Here is a 24,388-nt window from a genome sequence, read left to right on the forward strand (position 1 = left end):
AAGCAAATTCACGCTGTTATTTATTTTCAGATTTATCCGAAACTACCTCAGCGATAGCACCGGGTGATACCTTGATCTTTGCATTTGTGTTCTCGTCGATCTTGATGGTGAGCTCATTGTCCTTGATGTCGATCACTGTGCCATAGATGCCGCCGATCGTACGGACGCGGTCGTTTTTCTTGAGCGAGCTGACCATCTTGCTGTGCTGCTGCTGGCGTTTCTTTGGTCCGCGGATGATCAGGAAATAGAAAACTACGAAAATAATGATCAGCGGAAGCAATTGACCGAAGCCGAAGCCCGGCGCGTCGCCCTGACCTTCACCGTCTGCGGGGGGTGTTTGCTGACTGCCGTCTTCTGTTGTCATTTCTTCGGTCTGGCCTTCTTCAGCCTGGCCGCCCTGAATTACCTGACCTTCTTCACCCTCTGCTCCGTTAGCCGCCAGTATCCAATAAGTATTCATGTCAAATCCCTTCTTCTTCTAATTTCGTGACGCTGTTGCAATATCAACCGATGCGGGTACATTCCCGCCTGCCGCTTCCGTATGGACGAAGTCGGCAAAATTTGCTATATGTTATCAGAAAATATCTGAGTGTGTCAGAAAAAATTGCAAACTCAGGCTATTTTATACTCCGAAATTGATTCCGATTCCAGTGCGTTTGTGAGCTCGATGGATTCAAGAGCCCAGTAACTGAAAGTTCCAGCCTCGATACGCTCCCTTATTTCGGCCATCAGCCGCTGGTAGAACACTATATTATGGATCGTTACCAGTATCGGACCGAGCATTTCACCGACATTGAAGAAGTGTCGCAGTGTTCCCCGGCCGAAATTTCGGCAGCAGTAACATGGGCAATCGGGGTCAATGGGGCCGGTGTCCTGCGCATGCATTGAATTCCGCATTCTTATCGGACCATTCTTCGTGAACGCGAATGCATTTCGTCCGTTTCGCGTGGGCAGTACACAGTCGAACATATCCACACCGGCATGGACCGCTGCGACAATATCCACGGGCATGCCGACACCCATGAGGTATCGCGGTTTATCGGACGGTAAAAGTGCCGCTGTGTGCTGTGTGGTGCGGATCATATTCTCGTGACCCTCACCCACGCTGAGGCCGCCGATCGCGTATCCGGGGAAATCAAGTTTTATCAGTTCTTCTGCGCACAAGGATCGCATTTCAGGATCGACACCGCCCTGGACGATGCCGAAAAGGAGCTGATCATCACGGCTGTGCGTCTTTTTGCAGATCTCGGCCCAGCGTATGGTCCTGTCCACGGCGACCTGGATCTGCTCGCGTTTTGCGGGGAAGGGGGTGCACTCGTCGAAGCACATGATGATGTCCGCACCGAGCTGATTCTGGACGGTGGTGGCAATCTCGGCGTCCATATATATTTTTCGGCCGTCAATGTGGCTCGCGAATTCCACGCCGTCATCGCCGACGCGGTTCAGTGTGCTGAGCGAGAATACCTGGTATCCGCCGCTGTCTGTTAGTATCGGTCCGTCCCAGCCCATCAGTCCGTGCAGGTCGCCGAGAGCATCGACGATCTCCGCGCCGGGGCGGATCATCATGTGATATGTGTTCGCCAGAACGATGCTCGAGCCGGTATCTTTCAGTTGCAGGGGGGTAAGACCCTTGACGGAGCCGCGGGTGCCCACGGGCATAAACACAGGCGTCTCGATGGTGCCGTGTGCGGTTTGGAGTCGGCCGCGTCTTGCAGAGCTGCCGTTATCATTAGTCAGAACTTCAAAAACACTCATGCTTAGTAAATCTTCACCAGATCAGAATTCGGATAATAATAAGACAGCACTTCTTTGTAGCCGAATCCTTCTCTGGCCATTCCCAGTGCTCCGTATTGACACATTCCCACGCCGTGACCGAAACCACGCCCATTAGAAAATTTGAAACTGCCGTCGGGCTGTTTCGATATATTACACCATGTACTCTTGAGTACCTTTCCGCTGGGGTCGAGCGTCAGTCTCAGATCCTCGCCTCTCAGGATGCCGGTCTTTCCTTTATTGTCCACAACCTTCAGCATCGCGATTCGACCGGTACTGCCGTAATCACTTACGCGTGTCGGTACGATCTTATCTACGGTGGTCAGCCCTTCGAGACTGCTGTATCCCGAGGTGATCTTTGCGGTTACGACCGAAGAGGGTAGTACGACAGGCTTCCAGTTCATGTATTTTTCGCCTGCGGTCTTCTTGCAGTATTGACAGTCTACACCGCTGAGGGGTTTGTATGAATCGCCGAAGACGTTTTTGCTGTCTTCCGTGTGTCCGCCGCAGGTCGAACTGTAATACGTTGGGAATATTCCGCCTGGGCCGTCGCCGTTATCACAAGTCAGAACCTGTCCTGCGGTCGCGTCGAGTGCAGTTCTTACCATGGCGGATTCCGATTCCAGCCCGCCGTACATCTGGTTGGCTTCGGTAGCTTTGACGTCCCATTGCCGGTCGGTGCCGAACCTGTGTTTGATATACAGGCAGTAAGTTCGTGCAGCTACCGCCTGTGCCTTGAGCGCTTCGGGTTCCCAGTAGGCGGGCATCTCTTCACCGACGACACCGGCGAGGTAATTCTCAACATCGAGTTCATTGATGACATCCAGTCCGCCGCGTGCATCGATGATGATACGAACATCGCCGCGGTACTTACGTCCGTCGATCGTGACGAATGTGTCCTTTACCTGCAAATCTACATCGCCCGCGAATGAATGACGGCCCAGCCGTATCATTCCGTTCCAGGGTACGATGTCAACTTCACCGGGTGTGAAGTGGGCGGATGTTCCGTCGGTGCAGGCCACGTCGAAGCCGCCGGCAGTCGACAATTTGGCGGAATCTGCGTTGTTCTTCAAGAGCACACGAATATTGAGATCGCGAGCTTCAGCAGGAACGACCTTTGGTTCGACAGTGGTTCTTTTTTGGCAGCTTCCAAGCACTGCGCATAAAAACGCCAGCGAGCAGACTGCCCATGCAGTGAAACTCTTGCTGGCGAAAATGTTTCTTAGATCCACGCGCAAACCAAAGCCCCTGACGGTCCAAAATCCGATTGATCAGCAAACTGTTTCGAACCGATCCCTGCCATGCTTAGTCCAGCTTACGCAGGCCCAGGCCGAATTCCGAGAGACGCTCCTTGATCTCGTTAAGGCTCGTAACGCCGAAATTCTTACAGCCGAGAAGTTCAGCCTCTGTCCTTGCACACAGTTCGGCCAGTGTTCGAATGTTCAGCCGCTGCAGACACCTTCTGGCACGCACTGAAAGCTCGAGATCGTCGACAGTTTTGCCGAGCATCTCAGCGTCCGCGCCATCGACAGCCTCCGGTTCAACGGCCGGGGGCTTTTTGTCTTCAAGTGCCATACCGAGACGCAGTCCCTTTTGTTCGAGAATACGTTTGATTTCCGTCAGCGAGGTTTCGCCGAAGTTCTTGTACGAAAGCAGCTCTGCCTCGGTTATCCTCAAGAGATCGCCGATCGTGTGGATATTCATTTTCTTAAGGCAGTTTCGGCTACGGACTGAAAGCTCGAAGTCGGAGATCGGAATTTCGAGTATCTTGTTGCGTCGGCTCTTGAGCTTTTCCTTCTCTTCGTCATAGACCATGTCCTGCGAGCTTAGGATGTCCTTGAGGAACAGTTGGGCACGCTTATGGTTCGGATGGCAGTTCAGTACCATTTCGACACAGCTTTCGGCCTTTTCGTATTCGCCTCGGTCCTCGTGAAGGACAGCGAGGTTCAAAAGGGCGTTGACATATACGGGAGAGCTGGCCTTGATCTGCTTGTAGTAGTCGATAGCTGCCTCGTCATCGCCCCGCAGGTCGCACGCGAAAGCGAGGTGGAAAAGTGCTCTGTGGTGATTGGGATCCAGCTCTGCTGCGATCTCGAAGTTGCTGATCGCCTCTTCGTACTTGCCCTGGTCGCTGAGCAGTCTGCCGAGCTGGTAATGGTAATCTGCACTAACCTTTGCAAAATTCGCACAAGTTTCTGCCTGCTTCTCTGCTTCTTCGAATTTTTTGGCCAGCCTGAGAGTGTCGATCTTTTCCAGTACAACCAGCAGGTTGTCGGCTTTTTGTTTAAGGGCCTTATCGAAGGCCTCCAGTGCCTCATCGTACTTCTCAGCGCCGCGAAGGGCACAACCCAGGAAAAAGAATTTCTCTTTGCAGTCCGAAGACTTTTTCAGCAGTTCCACAGCCTCTGCGTACCTGCCCAGAAACAACATTCCAATCCCGGCTGCGAGCTGGTTTGATTTGTTCTTATCAACTTCTTCTGCGAATTTTATCTTGTTATACTCACTGCTGTTGACGGAATTTTCGATCTTTCTAGCGTCAGCAAAACTGATCATTTGATTGCCGAATAGAGCTTCCGTAGCATCTGCGATTGATTCCATAACCAATTACTCTCCTGTAAACGTGACTGCTGCAATAAAGCCGACTACTTTCATTTCCATTTTTATGTTGTTGCCAAACCGCATGGCATAGCATACACTGTCGAAACAGGTTTGGCGCGGACCATGCCCGCTGAACCTGTAAACCGCACATTATAGGGAACTTGTGACATTTTGCAAGGCCAATTTTTTGCACTAAATACGAAAAATGGGCTTCGAATGTCGCAAAGGTTTTTGGGGCCTGTTATGAGTGACCCGCGGCGGTATCCGAACGAACAGTATTTGTCCTGAAATGAATCGAATTAGAACGTGTCAGTGGCTGAAAACCGCATGAGCAAATTGAGACAAATCATTTTCTGGCTGGTACTTACTGTGATCGCGGTGCTGATCGGCTGTTCCGTTTACGGAGCGTTTATCGGTGCTGATCGGGCTGAGATCTTTTTCAATTCGCTGCCGCTGGCGTCTTTCTGGGTTCTTTTTCTGCTGCTGCTTGCTGCCGGGTTTGCTGTATTTCCCGCTCTATGGCGAAAGCCTGCTCTGCTGCTCTGTCATCTTGGGCCCATACTGGTTCTTATCGGCGGCCTGTGGGGATCACAAACCGCTCATGAGCTGCGGCGTGAATTCGGGCTGGCTGATAAGCTCTATAAGGGCAAGATCGCGGTTTTGGAGGGTGAAGCTGTAAATGAGGCACTGCTGCCGCCTGAATACGAAGAGAGCTTCGAGCTGCCTTTCAGTTTGCGGCTCAAGGACTTCAGAATCGAGTATTATCCGATCGGTTCTCTTGTTATTCAATCCAGACCTACCGAGACGCGACCGACCAAAACCTGGAACCTGCCCGCTGAGATCGGTAAAACCTATTCCCTGACGGACGGCGAAACTGTCGAGATAGTCAAGGTTTACCGCAATTTCAAGATTACCATCGAAGACGGGCAGGTGCAGCCCAAAGACGTGCCCGGACCGGCTCAGAATCCGGCTGTAGAGGTGATTCTGCGGGATGAGGAAGGCAATGAGATGCGAAAATACGCCTTTCAGAACTTCCCGGGTCATATAAAGCCGGAGGACCAGTACGCATTGCGGTATAACCGGAACATAAAGGATTTTATAAGCGAAGCTGACATACTGGTTGACGGCGAGGTCCAAAAGCAGGCCGAGATCGAAGTTAACCACCCGCTTTATTACGACGGCTACCATCTTTATCAGAGCGAGTATCGGCAGGTCGGCCCTGGTTCTTATATGAGTATACTGAGCGTAGTTTCCGACAGGGGGTTGTATTTTGTCTGGGCCGGCTACGCTGCTCTTTGCCTGGGGATCGTGTGGCAGCTCTGGTTCGTAAAGCTCGTTTCGAAAATAAGCAGGCGAAGGGGGGGCAACAGTGGAAATTAAGACCAATCCACTTGGCATACTCATCTATGCTGCCATGTTCTGCTATCTGGCGGCCTTTGTGGTTTTTGTCGCCCGAAAGAGAAAAGAGGGCCGTTTAATATATGCTCTTGGCTTTGTTGTCGCCTGCACAGCATTCGTGTACCGCTGGGTTGATGTGAACCATGTGCCCATGAAGAACCTTTTCGAAGTGTTTATTCTTATGGGTGTGTGCATATTCCCGATAACATATCTTTCTAAGCGATTTCTCGGCACCTCGGGCGAGGCGTTCGACATGGCTGTCGGTTTTATCGTCATGTTTCCGGCCGGGTTCGTGTTTGATGATTCTTCCATGACCCTGATGCCCGCTTTGCAGAGTCCGCTTTTCGCACCGCATGTTGCTACCTATATGGTTTCATACATTTTTATGGCCAAAGCCGCGTGTCAGGCTGCAGCCCAACTTATCAAGCTCAAACCGGCCGGGAGGCTGGCAGATTATGAGAGGTCGAGCTATAACATGGTTTGCGCAGGTTTTCCTTTGATGACCCTGGGCCTGTTACTGGGCAGTGTCTGGGGTAAATTCGCATGGGGTGATTACTGGGGTTGGGATCCCAAGGAGCTGTGGGGGCTGATTTCGTGGCTGGTTTATGTGGGATATTTGCACTGGAGGTATATGTACGGCACGAAAAGGCCCAAAGCTAACAGTGTGTGGGTGCTTGCGGGTTTTGCAGCCATCATAATTACGCTTTTATGGGTAAATCTGTCACGGTTGTTCAGCGGGATGCACAGTTATGCATGAATTTGGCGGGCTGGGTGAAAATAGCAAGACGGCGCAGCAGAATCGAATCCGCCGCACCGTCTGAATTGGCTGTGCTTATAGGACCTCTCGGGTTCTATTTTTTGTATGCTTCGTTGGGATCGTAGACTTTTTCAGCCACGAATTCCAGTTCGTTTGTCGTGCCCGGCTTTACCGCCCGATAGAAACATGACTGATAACCGACGTGGCACTGACCCTGGTCGACCTTGACCTTTAGGATCAAACAATCCTGGTCGCAGTCAACGAGTATCTGCTGAACTTTCTGCATGTGGCCGGATTGCTCGCCTTTTTTCCACAGTTTCTGTCGGCTTCGGCTGAAGAATACGGCATTGCCGGTTTCCAGAGTCAGCTTGAGGGCTTCGTCATTCATGTACGCCACCATCAGCACCTGACCGCTATCAGCGTCCTGTGAAATGGCTGTGATCAAGCCGTTTGCATCGAATTTTGGCTGAAACGAAAGACCTTCTTCGATTTTCTTGTCTGCTGCCACTTCTATTATCTCCTTAATTGTGTTAGTATCTCGGCCGATTAGTTTTACCTGTAAGAATCGATAACGCAAGGATTTTAAGGGAAATTATATTGTCGCCAGCCTGGACCAGCACCCATAAGCAGTTCATGACCGTCTCGATCCGGGTTTTGATCGCTGCTGGAGCCCTGTATCTGGTTTTCAAAGGTGAAGATCTAACCGAGCTGGGCGATGTAATGCTTGGGCTCAACAAGCTCGTTTTTGCGGGTGCACTGGGGCTTTATTTAGCAGGTCAGGCTGTTTTTGTACTTCGCTGGCGGCTCATTTCGAGTGTTCAATCCGTGCATTTTGGCTTTTTTGCAGGGCTTAAGCTGCACTTTCTTGGGCTTTTCTACAATAATTGCCTGCCCAGCGCGGTCGGAGGCGATCTGCTTCGGGCCTGGTACGTAACCAAGCATTGTGACCCTGATCGCAAGGTCGAAGCGGTTTTGAGTGTCGCTGTTGACAGAGCTGTAGGTCTGATCGGAATGATCCTGATGGCTGCGACTTTCTATTTTCTCTGGCCTGTAGAGACGGCTGACGCCCAAACAGCTCCTGTAACCGCAGGTGAGGGGGGCGGCCAGCTTGTAGGATTTCTAAAATTCGGTGGTGTTCTGTTTCTCTGCGTACTTTTTGCTTTGGCGGTCCTTACAGCGTCAAAAAAGGGTCGTAATTGGCTCGTAAGTTTGGTCAGCAGGGTCGAGCATTTATTTATACATGTCGTCAAAACGTTCGTAACAGCCGTTGGTCTTTATTCCAGACGAATGCATGTAATACTGCTAGGGATCGTATTGACGTTTTTTTCGCAGGGCCTTTGCATACTGGGCTTCTGGCTGTGCGGACGGAACCTTGGTCTGGACGTTAATGTAAAGTATTACTATGTACTATTTCCGGTTTCGTGGATGATCGGTTCGCTTCCGATCAGTATCGGAGGGGTCGGGCTGATGGAGGGGTGGTTGAAGATAGCCTTCACCAAGCTTTCCGGTGGTCAGTCAGTGCTTGCAGCGGCAGTGGCTATCTGTCAGCGACTGATCTGGCTGATCGGCTCGATACCCGGCTTGCTGATACATATTTTTGGTGCACATCTGCCGACACACAAAGAAGAGATTTTTATTGACTCGGCCGAAGAGATAGATTAGTGTTGCATAATAAGGTATAAATTTACGCTTGAATGACGAAAAAATCACGTGTTAAGTGATTTTGAAAATACACCAGCGGCACTCCGCAAAGGACAGCGGTATGCGGGCTTTGAAAAACTTTAGAACTTACTTTCTGCGGGGCTTGGCTGCCCTTTTGCCGACGATTGTAACCCTTTGGATATTCTTCCAATCCTACATGTTCGTCGAGAACAGGGTCAGTGTGCACGTCAACAGATGGCTCGTGCAGACCATTCTGTTATTTACCGACAGGTACAGCAAGGAATTCCTGACCGATTTCTGGGTTCACGGTCCCGGCAAGATTACCGGTTTCTTTGTTGCGATTGTCGGCGTAGTATTTATTGGAGCGTTCCTTGCGAGCGTAGTAGGCCGTTCGTTCTGGCACGTTATAGAACGTACCCTGATGAGGGCTCCGCTGATAAAAAAGGTGTATCCGTTTGTTAAACAGATCACTGATTTTCTTTTGACGCAGAAAACGTTGTCTTTTACGAGGGTTGTGGCCCTTCAATACCCTCGAAGAGGTGTATGGTCGGTAGGTATGGTTACCGGAACGGGACTGAAAACGATCTCGAAGGCTAAAAACAAGGAATTTTTAACGGTTTTTGTGCCTACATCGCCTACACCTTTTACAGGATATGTTATAATGACACCCAGAGATGAAACGATAGAACTTGATATGACGATAGAGGAAGCACTGAGATTTACTATTAGCGGCGGCGTTATCACGCCATCTGACCGTGAGACTTTCAAGCAGCTTTCTGAAAGCGATCAGAAGGCGATCGATAGCGAAAAATAGCTTCTGGTTTTTATGTTACACAGGGAGAGTAAAATGCTTTTCACGATCACAGGTAAACACTTGGACGTTACAGAAGCAATGAAGGCACACGCTGAAGAGAAGACAGCTAAGCTGCCCCGATACTTCGACGGTATCAACCAGGTCGAAGTGGTTATCGAGGGTAACGAGGGAGGACGAACTTCGGTTGAGATCATCGCCCGCGGCGAACATAACAATATTTTCATTGCCAAAGAAGCCGGCGATGATACATATGCATGCATAGATATAGTCGTTCACAAGCTGCAGAGACAGCTTAGGAAGAAAAAACAGAAACAGCGTAACAATAAGCATATCCCAGGTCCATCTGCGGCAGGCATTCCTCCTGAATCAGAGGAAGAAGTCGCCTGAGGCAGACTGGCTGGGAAGAATTAGTGGTGTGTTTAGGAGAAAAGATGAAACTAAAGGATTTTATTTGCTTCGACGCTATTGTGCCCGAACTGGATTCGAATGACCGTGACGCAGTTATATCTGAGCTGGTCAATTCGCTGGAAAAAGCCGGCAAGACACAGGGAATACCTGTTGATGAATTGATCGAGGCTGTAATTAAACGAGAAAACGAAGCCAGTACCGGTATTGGCAAAGGTATTGCCGTGCCCCATGTGAAGCATTCAGGTATCAAGAAGCTGGTTGGCACGATTGGTTGCAGCAGCGCCGGAGTTGATTTTTCCGCTCTCGATAAACAGCCGACCTATTCTGTAATGCTTCTTCTCAGCCCCGCTGAGGATCCGGACAGGCATCTTCAGGCAATGGAGTGCATTTTCAAGAATCTGCAAAATGACGATTTCAGAAAGTTCCTTCGTCAGGCCCAGACAGCCGAGAAGATCAAAGAAGTCGTTGAGGATGTTGGTGGTAAATGACCGAGAGAAGGTTCGCTTGCCATTACCAAACTTAGGAGATCTCCACGGTGGCCGAAAACATAAAGGACATCGAAGTTGAAATAAAGAATGCTGACGGGCTGCATATGCGTCCTGCTATGCAATTCGTTGATATTGCAAGTAAGTACGACAGTGGCATTACAGTGTCTAACGGTGAGTCCACAGTTGACGCTAAGAGCATCATGCAGGTTACGATGCTGGCGGCCACATGCGGGACAAGGTTGCAGATTCATATTGAAGGCGAAGATGCCGAAGACGCAGCAGAAGATTTGCGACAGCTTGTTGAGGATAAGATGTTTGACGAGCCTGCTGGAGCACCTTCCGGCGACGACGGCCGAAACAACTAACGGAAACATATGGAAATAAGAAAAGGTATTGCTGTATCGCCCGGTATCGCTATAGCCGGGCCTCTTGTAATTGATTCGAAGGATTTCAGGATCCCTCGAAGATCAATTCTGCCTTCCCAGCGGGAGCAGGAAGTTCAACGTGTGCGCGATGCCTTTGCCGGAGCCATACACGAGCTGAGCAAGCTCGAAAAAGCCGAAGGCGTTCAAAAAGACAATATCAAGGATATTTTCGCCGTTCATCTTCGTTTCCTGCGTGACAAGAGCTTTCTGGCCAGGATCACCGATTTCGTATCAGAAGAGCTGGTAACGGCAGAATACGCTGTATCTACTATCCTGCGTGAGATCGCATCGCATTTCGCAAGCATAGACGATGTGTACATCAGCGAACGTGCGGCTGACATCTATGACATCGAGAATCGTCTGCTCACACAATTGCTGGGCAAGGTTCAGGAATCCGTCGAGCACACCAGCGAAGAGAGCGTCGTAATCGCCCACGATCTGACGCCGACGCAGACTGCCAGCTTCAACAAGGAATTCATCAAAGGTTTCGCAACTGAGGCCGGTGGGCGAACGAGTCATACCGCGATTGTAGCTAGAACGCTGGGCATACCGGCTGTTGTAGCTATCGAGGATCTCACGTCGGCTGTCACGCCAAACAGCACCATTATAATCGACGGTAATCGCGGCGTGGTGGTGGTCGACCCGGACGAGGAAACGCGGAGACAGTATGAGGATTATGCCCGCGAGTTCATACGGCTCGAGCATGAGCTGGACAACCTTCGCGACAAGCCCGCGGTAACTCGTGACGGTGTGGTTGTCAAATTGCTGGGCAACATCGAATTTCCTGCTGAAGCTGATATGGTTCTCGAAAAGGGCGGTGAAGGCATAGGCCTGTATCGAACGGAGTTCTTGTATCTTTACAGCGGTTCCGAACCAACCGAAGAGGATCACTATGAAGCTTATGCCCAGACGGTTCGAAATTTCGGCGAAAAACCAGTCGTAATACGGACGATGGACCTGGGTGCGGATAAACTGCCTCATGACAGCCCTTATCCTGCCGATACTAATCCAGTGCTTGGTCTGCGGTCAATACGTTACTGCCTGCAGAATTTGACATTGTTCAAGACTCAGCTACGTGCGATACTGCGTGCATCTGTACTCGGTAATATTCGGGTGATGTTCCCGCTTATTACCAATTTGCAGGAGCTCCGCCAGGCCAAGATGATCCTGCGGGACGTCATGGAAGATCTTGACGAATACGAGGTGCCTTACAATCCAAGCATCCCTATCGGCATCATGGTCGAGACACCCAGTGCAGCGCTGACCGCGTCTCTGCTAGCCTCGGAAGTCGATTTTTTCAGTATCGGGACAAACGACCTGATACAGTATACGCTTGCGGTTGACAGGTCCAACGAGCGTGTTGCGACACTATCTACGGCGGCTGATCCGGCTGTCCTTCGACTGCTTCGAAGCGTAATACATGATGCCAATAAGGGTAAGATCGACCTGAGCATTTGCGGCGAGGTCGCATCTGACCCTGAATTCGTGATGCTGCTGCTCGGTATGGGAGTGCGGACGTTGTCTATGGCATCGCCTATGATACCTGAGATCAAACAGATCGTACGATCTGTAACCATAGAGGAATGTAATTATCTGGCCCGGAAAGTGGCGACTATGGATTCGCCTCGCCAGATAAAGAATTTCCTGAGAGATTCGGCAACTAAAATTTTGCCCGAAGCGTTCTAGCGGACCTCGATGAAGATGCCGGACTTATAAGACGGCAGTTTTGTCCGCAGGAGTGACGAACGCATTGATCACATGACAGCAACGGAAAATAAAACTTTGTTAATCTGGTTTCGGGTTGGGGGAAGCCTGAGATTTCTGTCGCACCGAGAGGGCGCGACAATGATAGAACGTGCGCTTATAAGAGCTGACATTCCCGTTAAATTCAGCCAGGGATTCAATCCTCGTCCCCGCCTTTCACTTCCCTTGCCCAGAAGTGTCGGTACTGCGTGCGAAAGAGACCTGGCCTGCGTTGGGCTCGATGCTGCCGAGCCCGATGAAAGGCTTATTGCCGAAGATTTAGCCCGGGAACTGCCTGCCGGAGCGGATCTGCTTGAAATAGAAATACGGGAGGGGCGCATTTCTCCGCACGCTTCAGCAGCCACCTACGTAATTCCTGCAGGAAAACTGATGGAGGACAGGGAATTCGTCGATGCGGTCGCTCTTTTGGAGGCCAAACTGCGTAAGGGTGAGCCGGTAGTGGTGATCCGTCGGAGCAAGAAAGGACGAACTGTTCAGAAGGATGTTTCTCAGTTCATTGCACGGATCGAGAACAGAGGTGGTGAGATATGCATCGAAACGCTGATCACGGATGCCGGGTCGGTGCGCGTAGATGAACTTTTAACCCTGCTTGGCGTTGATATGACACGTCTGGCAGGTCCGATTACCCGCACGAATGTAGTGTGGGATATATGAGGGGGATGTTAATAACTATAATGATCACATTGAAAAATACGGACTTTGAAAAATGTCAAAAGAAATGCTAATTAACTCTGTGCAGGGCGAAGAATGCCGTGTCGCAGTAGTAGATAACAAAAAACTCGATGAACTATACATCGAACGCGCCAGCCTGGTCAGCCATGTTGGCAATATGTACAAAGGAAAGATCGTAAATATCGAACCCAGTATCCAGGCCGCTTTTATTGATTTTGGCCTGGCGAAGAATGGTTTTTTGCACATTAGTGACGTGCATCCGAAATACCTGTCCGGCAAAGCCGACAAATCCGAAAAGATCGGTCGTCGTCAGTCACTCAGCAAACGCCCGCCGATACAGAGATGTCTCAAAAAGGGCCAGGAGCTGATCGTACAGGTTACCAAAGAGGGCATCGGAACGAAGGGGCCTACACTGACAACGTATCTGTCCTTGCCAGGCAAACATATAGTTATGATGCCCGGTATGAGCAAGGTTGGAGTTTCGCAGAAGATCGAGGATGAGGATGAGCGAAAGCGGCTCAAGAAAATCATCGACAGCCTGGAGCTTCCCAAGGATTTCGGCTTTATTATTCGTACAGCCGCTATCGGAGCGACCAAGCGTTCATTGCGTAACGACGTAAATTATCTCACGCGTTTGTGGAAGGCCATCCGCAAAAAGATGGAAACCTCAAAGGCGCCGGCCGAGATATATAAGGAATCCGATCTTGTCATCAGAACCATTCGGGACGTGTTTACGAGCAGTATCAGCAAGATCGTGTGTGACAGCGAGATTGTCTCAAAGAAAGCGCGGGATTTTCTCAGCATCATTCAGCCGAGACTGAAGCGCCGCGTGATATACTATGACGGCAAGACGCCGTTGTTCCACAAGTATGGGATCGAGCAGGAGATAACGAACATTCAGTCGAGCCGTGTCGAGCTGAACTGCGGCGGCTCGCTGGTTATCGAGCAGACTGAGGCGCTGGTCGCTATAGACGTTAACAGCGGGCGATACCGCAAGCATGAGAACGCCGAAGCGACCGCACACAAGACCAACATGGAGGCGGCGAAGGAAATTGTACGCCAGCTCAAATTACGCGACCTGGGCGGCTTGATCGTGTGCGATTTCATCGACATGCGTGATCGCAAGAACAAGCGGCAGGTCGAGCAGATATTTCGCGATGAGCTAAAGAGCGACCGGGCCCGGTCGAAGGCACTGCGTATGAGTGCTTTTGGTCTGATCGAGGTCACAAGGCAGCGGATGCGGCCCTCATTGCAATCGACTACCTACTTGAAATGCCCGCGATGCGGAGGCAAGGGAATAATCAAAAACCTGGAGTCTCAGTCGCTCGAACTTATGCGGACCCTCAACCTTGCGGTTGCGCGTGGTGATATCAAGCGTATCGAAATGCTTGTCGAGCCCGATGTTGCCAGCTTCATGCTCAACGAAAACCGTGCCGCGATCACTCAGATCGAGACGCAAAGCGATAAGCAGATCCTTATTAAAGGGGATCCAAATGTGCTGGGTGACGACTTCAAGATCGATTGTTTCAATGAACGCGGGAGCAAGGTCCAGTTCATGGGCTGATCAGGTCGATTGAAGCCGGTGGTCGCATTTCCGGGCTCGCGGGTCGAAGAAATTCACATCGCTGTTCCTGTTGACTATTTGTTCTTCAGATAGGATAATGGCGCGACTTTTACAGGATGAAATCTAACTTTAACGGATTGGGTATCAAAGTGCAGTACGATCTTGATTTTGCACGGACAGTTATAGAAGACGAAGCGAAAGCGGTTGGTTCGCTGGCCAGGATTATTGACGGCAGCTTTGAAAAGGCTGTCGATCTAATGTGCAATTGCACAGGTTCTGTGATCGTCAGCGGCATGGGCAAGGCCGGCATCATTGGAAATAAGATCAGTGCGACGCTTGCATCGACCGGAACGCCGAGCCACTTTCTGCATCCGGCCGAGGGGATCCATGGAGATCTGGGGCGTGTGCAGGCAAATGATGTGGTTCTCGCACTCAGTCACAGCGGCGAAAGCGAAGAGATAGTTCGTATAATCGAGCCTCTCAAACAGCGCGAAATAAAGCTGATCTCGATAACAGGCAATCCCAAGTCGAGTCTCGCAAAACACAGTGATGTCGTGCTCGCGATGGGCAAGCAGGTCGAGGCCTGTCCGCTGGGTATCGCACCGAGTGTTTCTACGACGTGCATGCTCGCTTTGGGCGACGCGCTTGCGTTTACGATCATGAAGGCACGCGAATTCTCAACCGAAGATTATGCTCGGTTCCATCCGGGCGGTGCTATAGGCGCGAATCTGATCACCGTCGGTCAGTCGATGATGTTCAAGCCTGGCGAAAAACTGCCGCTTGCACAGACATCGGATACGATCGATGATATGTTCAAAAGGCTCGAAGGGGTCAAGCGTCGTGGTGCCGTAATGGTGGTGAATGACAAGGGCCAGCTCGCGGGGATTATAACGGATGCAGATCTGCGAAGGGCGATGGCGAAATTTGACGGCGAGCTTTTCGCAAAGGGCTGTACGGAAATAATGACGCCGGACTGCAAGAGGGTTACCGCCGAGACACTGGCGGCTGAAGCGATGGCGATCTTCCACAAATATCGGATCGACGAGCTCCCTGTGGTTGACGAAAATGATCGTCCGATCGGCCTGATCGACGTGCAGGACATTGTCGCGATAAAGATCGCAAGATAATAACTAAGATCGAATGGAGCCTACGTGGATTTTTCAAACATAAAGATGCTCGTAATGGATGTGGACGGCGTGCTTACCGAGGGCACCGTCGTTATACATGAAGACGGATCGGAAAGTAAGTTTTTCAGTCTGGTTGACGGCCATGGGATCAAGATGTGGCAGCGGGCGGGCTTCAGAACCGCACTTATCAGCGGCAGAGCTTCCAACGCTACAACCGTGCGTGCTGAGCAGCTCGGTATAGAGCATGTGCAGCAGGGCTGTAAGAAGAAGCTTCCCGCATTTGAAAAGCTGCTCGACGATATGGACATGAATGCGGACGAGGTCGTTTACATGGGTGATGACCTGCTGGATCTGCCGCTGGTTCGCAGGGCCGCCTTCGGTGTTGCAGTTGCCAACGCTGTCAACGAATTAAAAGAACATGCTGATTACGTCACCGACAAGCCGGGCGGCAGGGGCGCGGTGCGTGAAGTAATAGAACTGGTCCTGAAGAGCACCGGACACTGGGACGAACTTATGCAGCGGTATCTTGTCTGAGGCGTAAATATGGATATGCTCAGAAAACTTTTCATATTCGGGCTGACATTCGCGGCTGTTGTGCTTGTGTTTCTGGCACTGACACGGCTGACGGGAACTCCCCAGATCGATCCGACTGCGACCACAGGCGATGAAGAGATCGAGGTGCCGGATTTTGACAACCAGTCCGGGCAGATCGGTGATGTTAAAGTCGCTCCCATCGAGCTTTCACGTTTTGTCAGGCGAGACGACGTGACCGGCGATATAGCAAGGATCTTTGGCTACCAGGAGATTCGCAACCCGGCCGAGGGCAAGGATCGATGGCGTGTCGTTAGTCCCTATATGCAGGTTTTCGGCGACAAATTCACCTGTAATATCGATGCGGAGCGGGGTAACGTTGAGCTGGAGACAATAGCGGGCCGACCGACGCCGGGAGACGCTCAGTTATCGGGGAACGTGCAGATCAAGATTACGCCGAAGCCGGGCAGTTCGATGCCCGAGACAACCGTTTATCTCGATGTGCTGGATTACTACAGTGAACGTTCGGAGTTTTCAACGGATGGTCCCGTGAAGATCGTGTCGAGCCAGGGTGAGATGGCTGGTCACGGCATGGTTCTTATCTATAACGCCAGGCAAGCTCGCATAGAGGATCTGCGGATCCGTGACCTGGACTATCTTCGTATATCGCGGCCTGCCGAGGCAGGGAGCGGTGACGAATCTTCGCAGGAGCAGCAGGTTGCAGATGCCGGGGACGAGCAGGTAAAGCAAGCTGATGAACAAGTAAAAGAACCTGTGGCGGCTCGGGTGGAAACTGGAAAGTCCGGCAGCGAAACAGCAGCAGGTAAAACGAATGACAAGCATGCCAATGTCTCTGAGGAACCCGAGCAGAAATCGAAGCAGGACGCAACGAGCTATCTTTGCCGATTCCTTAAAGATGTTAATGTTCGTTACGGCGACCGGCTCAAGGTGAGCAATGCCAATGAGATGAAGATCGTTAATCTGGCAATGTTAGATTCTGCTGGCAACCAGCAATCCGTTGATGCTGAAGATGATGCGGGTGGTGCTGTCGTTGAAGAATCCAGCGACTCTAAGATCATAACGAAGAACCCGGCTGACATAAAAAGCGGAACTGAAACAGCTAATCACGTTACAGACGAAAAGCCGACAGATAATGGCGGGCAGGTAGTCGCGTCCGCTCAGCACTCTGCATCTGAAGATATCCTGATAACCTGCAGCGGCGGTGTGGTGGTTACACCCATCGATAAATTGCCCGTCGATCAAAAACCCGTTTCGGATGATCGTCTGCTGGTGCTTACCGGTGAGCCCGTTAGGGTCAGCGAGTTGGCTAGTGAAGGAGATAAGCAGGGCGAAACCATAGCGACATGCGGACAGATCGCCTACGACATTGACGAGGATGTTCTGGACCTCACAGCCGGTCCTTCGGAGAAATACGCAACTCTCACGATGGCAGGTGCGGCCGCCGGTTTGCATACCGAAGGCATGGTCAAATATAGAAGAAACGATAATACCGCAACCATAACCGGACCGGGACGTCTGTGGCAAGCAGGGACAGAGGATGAGTCTGGCCAGTCGAACGGTGCAACGCTTGAGTTCGATGATACTATGGATCTTGCGTTTATTGATGCTGGGGACGATTCTGAGGCAGATATGCTTCTGGCTTCGGCAAAGATAACCGGCGGAGTTGCCGCGACCACCGAAAAAGACGATTCGATCATGTCCGCAGAGAATGCTGACTTTATCTTCGATGCTGACAGCAGTATCGAGCGGGCGGATCTTTCCAGGTCGGTCACTTTCTCCGATCCTAATGGTCGGCTGAGCTGCGAATACGCCAGCATTTTCTTCGAGATCGATGACCTGGGGGATCCGTATGCTGTATCTTTGACGAGTTCTGGTGAGCCTGTTTTGGAAATGATACCCGAGGAAGATTCCGAGCCCGCAAAGATTATTTCTTCTAAACTGGATTATGATATAGTCAACGGAAATGCGGTTGCTTCCGGTCCTGTAGAATGTCATTTCTTCATGCCCGCCGACGAACAGGCGGAAGCGGTTGCAGAGCCTATTCCGATCATCATCACCTCCAGCAAAGACGCAAAATATTTTGCGGCTGGATCGGCTGAGTTCAATGGGGACGTAGTCGCGAAAAGCGAGAAAACGGCTGACGGCGTTCTGCAGGAGAGCAGCGTTTACGGCGACAGGCTCGAGGTGGCTTTCGATCCTGATGAGCAGGCACAGTCTGATGCAATCGTTCGAACAGTCGATGTGACAGGCGAAAGCGTTCGGCTGGAATCGATCAGGTCCCAGCAAGAGCAAAAGCTCAGCCACATCAGGCTCAATTGCGACAGCTTCCATTATGATGCGACTGAAGAAATCGTCCTTGCTGAGGGGCCGGGCGAGATCGAAGTGGATAACTCCAATGCTCCGGTTGCTGCGAAGGATCAAGAGGCCGACTCATCTGGTGGCCCTGATCTGAGCGGGCCGTGCTTTGCCAGCATATCAGGGTTTGAAAAACTCGAATGGTTCATCGATGATGCCCGTGTAATCGCGGATGGCGGCGATGAGCAGGTCAATATCGGCTATATTCCCGTTACCGACGGCAAGCCCGGTCCGCGGACCCTTGCTTCGGCGAGCGAGGTGCGTGTACAGTTCAAACCCAGCCCAGTCAATCAGAACAAGTTTGACCTGTCCAGACTTCTGGCCCTGGGAGGTGTTTACTACGAAGAAGCTGACGGGAACGTGTTCGCCGGCAGTGAGCTTGTTTACGACACGGCAGAAGGCTATATGGTCTTCGACGGCAGTGAGGACAATCCGTGTTTTGCGAACGGAGCACGCGTGCCGCGAGTGAAATATGACCTTGAAACGGGTGAGGTGGACACAAGTATTTCGTTTACACCCGGCTCGATCGATGCAAGCCGCCCGGAAGGGCAGTAAGAGGGCAAAATTCGCACTCGCCCGGCAAAAAATGTGTTATTTGCCCTTGATTTCGGGCATGAAATATAGATACTAATGACTCTTTGAAATCGGGCGGTTAGCTCAGTTGGCTAGAGCATCTGGTCGACAACCAGAAGGTCACTGGTTCAAGTCCAGTACCGCCCAATAAGAAGCCTGATTGTCAACTAAGGACAATCGGGCTTTTTTAGTGTCTCAGGGCCGATTTTCGGGGTGTATTTTGAATTCTTGAAAATTTGTGTGCTTGTAGCAGCGGTCTCCGGAATTGTCAGCCCCAGAAATGCCCCCATACTTCGCGAATTGTTCGCCAAGTTATCCGCGCCCCCCAAGCCCTAAACGCCCAGCAAAACCTCTGACAATTCAAAGTTGATCTTTGAGAGTGCACAGATATTGCATTATACGCATTGTGATTAATTCTCATGCTTAATCCATTCAGTATTGCATATTGAGCAGAACATTTCTGAGGTTATATTGTTCCATGCAACTGTTCCTGCGTTGAATATTTCCTCATAATTTTTGTAAACGCGGTTGCTCAAGTAGTGACTCTTCATATAGGCCCAAAGACGTTCTATCGGATTCAATTCCGGACTGTATGCAGGCAGGTGAAGCAGGCTGATATTCTTCGGCACAACCAACTGTTTAGCGATATGCCAACCAGCCTGATCAAGAACCAGAACCACATGTACATCTTTGCCTGCCTCCTCGCTTATAAATCTCAGGTGGTGATTCATATAATCAGTGTTAACAGTCGGAGTAATCACAGCCGACGATTTGCCATTGACAGGATTGACAGCTCCAAAAATATATACCCAATCATACTCGGTCTGCTTTACTGCTGTAGGCCTGGATCCTTTTGGAGCCCAAACATCGGAGACTGTGTCGCTACTGCTGTCAGTTTTAGCTTTTCTGCTGTTTCTGCGTCTCTGTCCGAGAATCGCTGATGTTTCCATTTTTCATTCGTTCATTTGGCCGCATTTGGCTGCGATTTTGTAATAGCGCAGCAGTAAGCGGCCATTTTACTACTTCGCCAGCGTGCTGATCAGCCCTTCGACACCCAGCAGACTCATCATCCGCGCAACATTGAAACAGCTAGCCAGCAAAGATGCCTCAGCTCTGACGCCTTCAAGCCCTCGAAGCAGGAAGCTGTCGACCTTCAGGTTCCGCTTTATATGTCCGAACGGCAGCTCCACCTTCTGCTTGCGACGCTTGTAAACCTCCTGCGCCCGCGGCTGTTCATACCTCGCCTCCAGCTTCTCCTGCACATCCGCGTTGAGCAGACGGGAGACGCTTCGGCCCCGTTGCTGATCCGTACACTTGCCGAAGTGACGGCATTTTCTACATGCCGCTCCGCCTCTATAAACTTTCGCTTTTTTAGTCTTATTAGTATAGCTGTATTTTAAAACATGTCCCTCGGGACATATAAAACAATCGTTCTTTTTATCATATTCAAACTTCGATCTGTCGAACGGATTATCGTCTTTCTTCTTCTTCTCTGCCTGCTTCTTTGAAGGAACAACCACCTCGATCCCTTTTTCGTCGATCTTCTCAAGCTCATCCACGCTTGAATAGCCCGCATCCGCACAGGCTGTCTCGCAATCATTATCCAGTGTATCATTGGCTTTGTCCACCTGATCGGCGAACTGCTTATAGTCGTGATTGTCCGATACCACATCGCTGTTGACGATCAGGCCGTTCTCGTCATCCACCGCTGATTGCACGTTATAGCTCGAATGACTGCCCTGTATGCTGTGCATCATCTTGCAGTCAGGATCGGTCATATTGGTCGATTTACTGTCCTCTGCCTGTATTTGCTCCATTATACTTTCGACCTTCGACCGCAGTTTCTTCTGATCGCTCAGCTCCTCGTCCATCTTTATCCACGAACCCTGATTCACCTCCTTGCGGTCGACTGTCTCGCATTCCGACAGTATCTGCTTGATGCGTTTGTCGATACTTTTTAAGCGACGTTGGCACTTTTCCTTCGTCCAGGTATTCTTATTCGAGGCGTTCGCCCGGACCTTCGTACCGTCTATGAATAATGTGTTGCCTTTTATAAGGTCCAGCTTTATACAAAGACGGGCACACTGACGCAGAACCTTTTTTAATGCGCCTCTGTTCTTGCGTCTGAACTCAGCGATCGTTTTATGGTCCGGCTTGAGCCCGCCGGTCAGCCAGATGAACGATATATTATAATTCGCTTCACGTTCCAACTTGCGGCTGCTGCGGACGCCGTAGCTATAGCCGTACAGCAGAAGCTTGAGCATGCTCACCGGGTCGTACTGCGGACAGCCGACCTTGCCGGTGTTTATCTCGATGCCCAGCTCATCAAAATCCAGCGAGTCGAGGAATGCATCGTATGCCCGCACCGGAGAATCGGCTGGCACATAATCGTCGATACTCTGCGGAAATAGACTCCGCTGGTAGCGATCACCATAACGATATGCCATAAAAAACCTTTCATTCGAACCACGAATGAATTTTAGCGCCATCACAATAAAACCGCAAGATCAATCAACGAGAATTGCGACACAGTCTCATCGGTCAGTGTTCCTTGCTGGCCTATTCGCACTTCGTCCTGGAACCAGATCTCAATTTTCTTTTCGGGGTTTTCTGTTCGGACTTTTTGGACAAAAAGGGGGCTTGCTCCAACCACTGCTGCATTTTTTCCGGATCGTTCTTTCGGTGCTTAGGCCTTGGTTTTAGACATGAAAGCCCCAATCTATGCATTAGATCATAGACGCCGAAGAGCGAATATTTTACGCCAAATTCTCTTTCAAGAATCCGTCTTATGTCTCTGCCGCGCAGCACACATACACCACCGTCTGAATCGGTTGGTCCATCTTGAATTCGCTTGATCAACTCAGGCTCTTTTTTGCGTGGCAGTTTTGTGGGCCTGCCGCTTTGACGTTTTGGTGCGATAGCCTCAATGCCGCCATCACGGTAGAAATAACACCATCGCTGAACGAAGTTTTTGCTGCGATCAAGTTTTGTCATGATCGCTTTTGTTTGCCATCCCTCCAATGCCAGGGCTACCACCCGATATCGATCTCGCTGCTTTGCATTGGTTTCAATTCGAGCTTTTTCTTTTAACTTTTGCAGGTCACCGTACTTGATCTCACTGATGTGCATGCCATATTTCCTTTCATTTTTTAGGAATTATGACACATCATTAGCGATGGCGCAAGTCTAAAACCGTGGCGCGCGAAAAATTTTCACAATGCGTATTACCTGTTTTGAATCATGTCTTGGGGAATCTGTAGTCGGAGCATCCCTTCGCCGCCAAAATTGTCTGCCGGTAATTCCAATTTTAGATGTTCTGCAGTGTCCACAGGCAATTCAAAAACAAGTACATCAATCAGTGACTTGCCAGGGTAAATTGAGTCTGACTTTGCATTACCTACAATTTCAGTTCCAAAACCGAAGCTAATCCGTTTGTATCTATTTCCAAAATTATCTTCGAGAGTTGCATAGTCCCGAGAAAAAGAAATATCCTGACCCTGCCAGCTTTGATATTCAATTTTTTTGCTCTGGCTACCGTTTATTAGTTCTAAGTAAATTGCTAGAAGATCATCTCGCGAAGAACCCTGGCTTTCATCGAAACTATCTATGAGCGGCACTTTTCCTTTTACTGCCCCTTTTACCTGCAGTTGCATATCTCCCTGCCGCACTGGATACTTTGCAGAAACCCATTCTTCTGCTTCCTCAGAGTTGTTTGTGTTCGTCACGTTTGCTTCTTCGCTGTTATTACTTGTAGAATTTCCCGAACCACTGCTAGTCACAACTTCTTGTTTGGTTTGATCCGCTTTGGCAGCAGCTTCGTCAATAGCTTCTGCAGCTCCACCGATTACAGCTACTTGGGTAAATGCAATAATTAATGCAAGCGCAGATACAACTCCTCCACCAATTGGCCATCCAATGCCTGAGCCCTTACGGAAAATCGCTATAAGAAAACCGATTACAGCAAAAAGGACGCCCAGCGAACTTACTGGAATGCTTAGAAGACCTAGTAGTGGAATCCAACAAATTAAGAATGCCAAGATGCCCATAATAAGCGAAACAACCCCTAAGCTTGATGTTCGTTTGGGCATGTTTACGTTAACGGAAGGAGCATTTGGTGAGTGGCCACTTTCATGAGGTTTCTGCCGAACTACAGCATTACCTGTCGCGTCTTTATGTGTGACTGGAAACCTTTCTTCAACCGGTCTTTGCACGGGAGATTCATCAATTAACTCGTCAAAATCTGGAGCTGGGACTTCTAAGATGCAGCGACATCTCGGGCATTTGCCTTTTTTGCCAGCAGATTCATCTTTTACTCGAAGTTGCTTGCCGCACTTATTGCATTCAAATTCAATCATTTTCTGTCTCCTCTAAATTGAATTCCCCCACAGTCATAATATAAACAGACATCGGACTGATGACAAGCTTTTTAAATAAATTTAGATGCTTTCTAGCGAGTTAATAACTGGGTTGCCAGTGTCGGCAATTGCTGTCTGGTAAAGGTTAGCATTTACCGGTTACCGTGAACTTCAAAATCTGTTAAGACCAGCAAGACTGCTTTGTTGTCCAAACCATTGATTTTTTAGCTAATGCAGGTCCAACTATGTGTATGCCGTTGGGATTTTTTGTACATGTTAGAGTACATGCAGGAAACCGGGGACATGCTAGAGGTTTGCATGGTAAGCGGTTATAACCAGAAGGTCACTGGTTCAAGTATACTGTTCAGTGCATAAAGCATGTGAAATACGATTTACGGGGATTATCTATTCGTTTTCGGCTTGATGTCTGCTTGTTTGGTAATCCTTTTGGCGAGTGGTGGCGGTCAGGCAATCCGCTATTCATTTTCGGACGGTTTATCTTTGTGTTTGCCTCGGTGGAAGAGCGACCAGAGTTCCAGTTGCTGGCCCTCCCGGCTCTGTGTTGCGATATCATGCAGTAGGAAGTAGTTGAGGATGGTTCGTATCGCGATAATGGCTGCGAGCTGACCGATATCCGCCCAAGTCGGTGCCAGAGTCGTCTTCAGAATGCTAGCACCGATCAGAAAACCCAGAGCGAGGCTGAACGAGTAGCCCAGTTCCAGGCGTCCCTGCTTGACCGCGGCTTCGGATCGGCCGGGAGTCAGGACATCCGCGAAATAGATACGGGTTGCCTTGGCGATCCCTACCATGATCACCACCATGGCGAGAAACTGGCAGATAATCACGATTACCGCATTTGCAGCCTGCAGCCAATTGTGCAAATTTTCCATAATTCCTCCCTATGTGCACGTTCTTCAAGGCAAAGACTTGCCGAAGTTGCTGCCTAAACCTGTCTCAATATTAAATTACTGGATTAGATTTGTCAACTGATGCTTTTGCGACCAATGCAACTCGGCTGGGTTTGCTTGACAGTGTAACAGGTTGGGCGTATTATCTGGCAGTTGGTGCAGATATATCTGGAGCGTAACTTCTTGGAGTTTTAA

General features: G+C 50.2%; 23 protein-coding genes and 1 tRNA gene. 14 read left to right on the plus strand and 10 right to left on the minus strand.

Annotated elements, in window-relative coordinates:
- Positions 1 to 16: 16 nt before the first annotated feature.
- From yajC to STSP2_RS09835, 4 genes are all read right to left on the minus strand, one after another.
- A complete protein-coding gene (gene yajC, locus STSP2_RS09820) occupies positions 17 to 460 on the minus strand; it encodes a preprotein translocase subunit YajC (protein ID WP_205847860.1) in 444 nt (147 codons plus the stop codon).
- 152 nt (positions 461 to 612) lie between these two features.
- Positions 613 to 1,755 carry a tRNA guanosine(34) transglycosylase Tgt gene (tgt, locus tag STSP2_RS09825; RefSeq protein WP_146662219.1) on the minus strand — a complete coding sequence of 381 codons (1,143 nt, stop codon included), beginning with the start codon at positions 1,753 to 1,755 and terminating at the stop codon, positions 613 to 615.
- Positions 1,756 to 1,757: 2 nt separating this feature from the next.
- A complete protein-coding gene (locus tag STSP2_RS09830) occupies positions 1,758 to 3,005 on the minus strand; it encodes a SpoIID/LytB domain-containing protein (RefSeq protein ID WP_146662221.1) in 1,248 nt (415 codons plus the stop codon).
- 73 nt (positions 3,006 to 3,078) lie between these two features.
- Positions 3,079 to 4,371, minus strand: a complete 1,293-nt coding sequence (locus STSP2_RS09835; RefSeq protein WP_146662224.1) for a DNA-directed RNA polymerase subunit alpha C-terminal domain-containing protein — start codon at positions 4,369 to 4,371, stop codon at positions 3,079 to 3,081.
- 327 nt (positions 4,372 to 4,698) lie between these two features.
- Here STSP2_RS09835 and STSP2_RS09840 point away from each other — a divergent pair, with 327 nt between their 5' ends.
- A complete protein-coding gene (locus tag STSP2_RS09840; protein WP_146662225.1) occupies positions 4,699 to 5,751 on the plus strand; it encodes a cytochrome c biogenesis ResB family protein in 1,053 nt (350 codons plus the stop codon).
- The gene (gene ccsA, locus STSP2_RS09845) at positions 5,741 to 6,526 is read left to right on the plus strand and encodes a cytochrome c biogenesis protein CcsA (RefSeq protein ID WP_146662227.1); all 786 of its coding nucleotides are present in this window, start codon (positions 5,741 to 5,743) and stop codon (positions 6,524 to 6,526) included. The genes STSP2_RS09840 and ccsA overlap by 11 nt, the downstream gene beginning before the upstream one ends.
- A gap of 94 nt (positions 6,527 to 6,620) precedes the next feature.
- Here the strand turns inward: ccsA and hisI are convergent, their stop codons facing one another.
- Positions 6,621 to 7,034: a phosphoribosyl-AMP cyclohydrolase gene (gene hisI / locus STSP2_RS09850; protein ID WP_236782700.1), complete on the minus strand. Its 414-nt coding sequence runs from the start codon at positions 7,032 to 7,034 to the stop codon at positions 6,621 to 6,623.
- 89 nt (positions 7,035 to 7,123) lie between these two features.
- Between hisI and STSP2_RS09855 the strand changes: the two genes are divergently transcribed.
- The 12 genes from STSP2_RS09855 (at position 7,124) to STSP2_RS09910 (ending at position 19,077) form a co-directional block, all read left to right on the plus strand.
- A complete protein-coding gene (locus STSP2_RS09855) occupies positions 7,124 to 8,188 on the plus strand; it encodes a lysylphosphatidylglycerol synthase transmembrane domain-containing protein (RefSeq protein WP_146662229.1) in 1,065 nt (354 codons plus the stop codon).
- 100 nt (positions 8,189 to 8,288) lie between these two features.
- Entirely contained in the window at positions 8,289 to 9,002 is a 714-nt protein-coding gene (locus tag STSP2_RS09860) for a DUF502 domain-containing protein (protein ID WP_146662231.1), read from the plus strand.
- 33 nt (positions 9,003 to 9,035) lie between these two features.
- Positions 9,036 to 9,389, plus strand: a complete 354-nt coding sequence (gene hpf, locus STSP2_RS09865) for a ribosome hibernation-promoting factor, HPF/YfiA family (protein WP_169853121.1) — start codon at positions 9,036 to 9,038, stop codon at positions 9,387 to 9,389.
- 44 nt (positions 9,390 to 9,433) lie between these two features.
- Complete coding sequence (locus STSP2_RS09870; protein WP_146662236.1) at positions 9,434 to 9,898, plus strand: PTS sugar transporter subunit IIA; 465 nt, start codon at positions 9,434 to 9,436, stop codon at positions 9,896 to 9,898.
- A gap of 47 nt (positions 9,899 to 9,945) precedes the next feature.
- A complete protein-coding gene (locus STSP2_RS09875; protein ID WP_146662238.1) occupies positions 9,946 to 10,263 on the plus strand; it encodes an HPr family phosphocarrier protein in 318 nt (105 codons plus the stop codon).
- A 9-nt stretch (positions 10,264 to 10,272) separates the two neighbouring features.
- On the plus strand, positions 10,273 to 12,009 hold the full coding sequence (gene ptsP / locus STSP2_RS09880; protein WP_146662240.1) for a phosphoenolpyruvate--protein phosphotransferase: 1,737 nt from the start codon (positions 10,273 to 10,275) through the stop codon (positions 12,007 to 12,009).
- A gap of 72 nt (positions 12,010 to 12,081) precedes the next feature.
- A complete protein-coding gene (locus STSP2_RS09885) occupies positions 12,082 to 12,741 on the plus strand; it encodes a TIGR03936 family radical SAM-associated protein (RefSeq protein ID WP_146662242.1) in 660 nt (219 codons plus the stop codon).
- Positions 12,742 to 12,793: 52 nt separating this feature from the next.
- Entirely contained in the window at positions 12,794 to 14,323 is a 1,530-nt protein-coding gene (locus tag STSP2_RS09890) for an Rne/Rng family ribonuclease (protein WP_146662244.1), read from the plus strand.
- A gap of 149 nt (positions 14,324 to 14,472) precedes the next feature.
- A complete protein-coding gene (locus STSP2_RS09895; protein ID WP_205847861.1) occupies positions 14,473 to 15,450 on the plus strand; it encodes a KpsF/GutQ family sugar-phosphate isomerase in 978 nt (325 codons plus the stop codon).
- Positions 15,451 to 15,474: 24 nt separating this feature from the next.
- Positions 15,475 to 15,984 carry a KdsC family phosphatase gene (locus tag STSP2_RS09900; RefSeq protein WP_205847862.1) on the plus strand — a complete coding sequence of 170 codons (510 nt, stop codon included), beginning with the start codon at positions 15,475 to 15,477 and terminating at the stop codon, positions 15,982 to 15,984.
- A 15-nt stretch (positions 15,985 to 15,999) separates the two neighbouring features.
- Positions 16,000 to 18,912 carry an LptA/OstA family protein gene (locus tag STSP2_RS09905; protein ID WP_205847863.1) on the plus strand — a complete coding sequence of 971 codons (2,913 nt, stop codon included), beginning with the start codon at positions 16,000 to 16,002 and terminating at the stop codon, positions 18,910 to 18,912.
- Between the two features lie 91 nt (positions 18,913 to 19,003).
- Positions 19,004 to 19,077 (plus strand) — tRNA-Val (locus STSP2_RS09910).
- Between the two features lie 263 nt (positions 19,078 to 19,340).
- Here STSP2_RS09910 and STSP2_RS09915 read toward each other — a convergent pair.
- The 5 genes from STSP2_RS09915 to STSP2_RS09935 form a co-directional block, all read right to left on the minus strand.
- Positions 19,341 to 19,880, minus strand: a complete 540-nt coding sequence (locus tag STSP2_RS09915; protein WP_146662251.1) for an IS630 family transposase — start codon at positions 19,878 to 19,880, stop codon at positions 19,341 to 19,343.
- Between the two features lie 69 nt (positions 19,881 to 19,949).
- Complete coding sequence (locus STSP2_RS09920; protein WP_146662253.1) at positions 19,950 to 21,377, minus strand: IS1182 family transposase; 1,428 nt, start codon at positions 21,375 to 21,377, stop codon at positions 19,950 to 19,952.
- Between the two features lie 112 nt (positions 21,378 to 21,489).
- Entirely contained in the window at positions 21,490 to 22,059 is a 570-nt protein-coding gene (locus tag STSP2_RS09925) for a winged helix-turn-helix domain-containing protein (protein ID WP_146659670.1), read from the minus strand.
- Positions 22,060 to 22,154: 95 nt separating this feature from the next.
- Positions 22,155 to 23,285, minus strand: coding sequence for a DUF308 domain-containing protein (locus tag STSP2_RS09930; RefSeq protein WP_146662255.1), 1,131 nt, complete (start codon positions 23,283 to 23,285; stop codon positions 22,155 to 22,157).
- Positions 23,286 to 23,761: 476 nt separating this feature from the next.
- Positions 23,762 to 24,175, minus strand: coding sequence for a DUF1622 domain-containing protein (locus STSP2_RS09935; protein ID WP_146662257.1), 414 nt, complete (start codon positions 24,173 to 24,175; stop codon positions 23,762 to 23,764).
- Positions 24,176 to 24,388 lie beyond the last annotated feature (213 nt).

It is taken from the genome of Anaerohalosphaera lusitana (assembly GCF_002007645.1).
GTDB lineage: Bacteria > Planctomycetota > Phycisphaerae > Sedimentisphaerales > Anaerohalosphaeraceae > Anaerohalosphaera > Anaerohalosphaera lusitana.

Bases quoted from the DNA above. Each gene is read 5' to 3' on its own strand.
- yajC (WP_205847860.1), bottom strand. From the start codon at position 460: ATGAATACTTATTGGATACTGGCGGCTAACGGAGCAGAGGGTGAAGAA.
- tgt (WP_146662219.1), bottom strand. From the start codon at position 1,755: ATGAGTGTTTTTGAAGTTCTGACTAATGATAACGGCAGCTCTGCAAGA.
- STSP2_RS09835 (WP_146662224.1), bottom strand. From the start codon at position 4,371: ATGGAATCAATCGCAGATGCTACGGAAGCTCTATTCGGCAATCAAATG.
- STSP2_RS09840 (WP_146662225.1), top strand. From the start codon at position 4,699: ATGAGCAAATTGAGACAAATCATTTTCTGGCTGGTACTTACTGTGATC.
- STSP2_RS09860 (WP_146662231.1), top strand. From the start codon at position 8,289: ATGCGGGCTTTGAAAAACTTTAGAACTTACTTTCTGCGGGGCTTGGCT.
- hpf (WP_169853121.1), top strand. From the start codon at position 9,036: ATGCTTTTCACGATCACAGGTAAACACTTGGACGTTACAGAAGCAATG.
- STSP2_RS09870 (WP_146662236.1), top strand. From the start codon at position 9,434: ATGAAACTAAAGGATTTTATTTGCTTCGACGCTATTGTGCCCGAACTG.
- ptsP (WP_146662240.1), top strand. From the start codon at position 10,273: ATGGAAATAAGAAAAGGTATTGCTGTATCGCCCGGTATCGCTATAGCC.
- STSP2_RS09885 (WP_146662242.1), top strand. From the start codon at position 12,082: ATGACAGCAACGGAAAATAAAACTTTGTTAATCTGGTTTCGGGTTGGG.
- STSP2_RS09890 (WP_146662244.1), top strand. From the start codon at position 12,794: ATGTCAAAAGAAATGCTAATTAACTCTGTGCAGGGCGAAGAATGCCGT.
- STSP2_RS09905 (WP_205847863.1), top strand. From the start codon at position 16,000: ATGCTCAGAAAACTTTTCATATTCGGGCTGACATTCGCGGCTGTTGTG.
- STSP2_RS09915 (WP_146662251.1), bottom strand. From the start codon at position 19,880: ATGGAAACATCAGCGATTCTCGGACAGAGACGCAGAAACAGCAGAAAA.
- STSP2_RS09920 (WP_146662253.1), bottom strand. From the start codon at position 21,377: ATGGCATATCGTTATGGTGATCGCTACCAGCGGAGTCTATTTCCGCAG.
- STSP2_RS09925 (WP_146659670.1), bottom strand. From the start codon at position 22,059: ATGCACATCAGTGAGATCAAGTACGGTGACCTGCAAAAGTTAAAAGAA.
- STSP2_RS09930 (WP_146662255.1), bottom strand. From the start codon at position 23,285: ATGATTGAATTTGAATGCAATAAGTGCGGCAAGCAACTTCGAGTAAAA.
- STSP2_RS09935 (WP_146662257.1), bottom strand. From the start codon at position 24,175: ATGGAAAATTTGCACAATTGGCTGCAGGCTGCAAATGCGGTAATCGTG.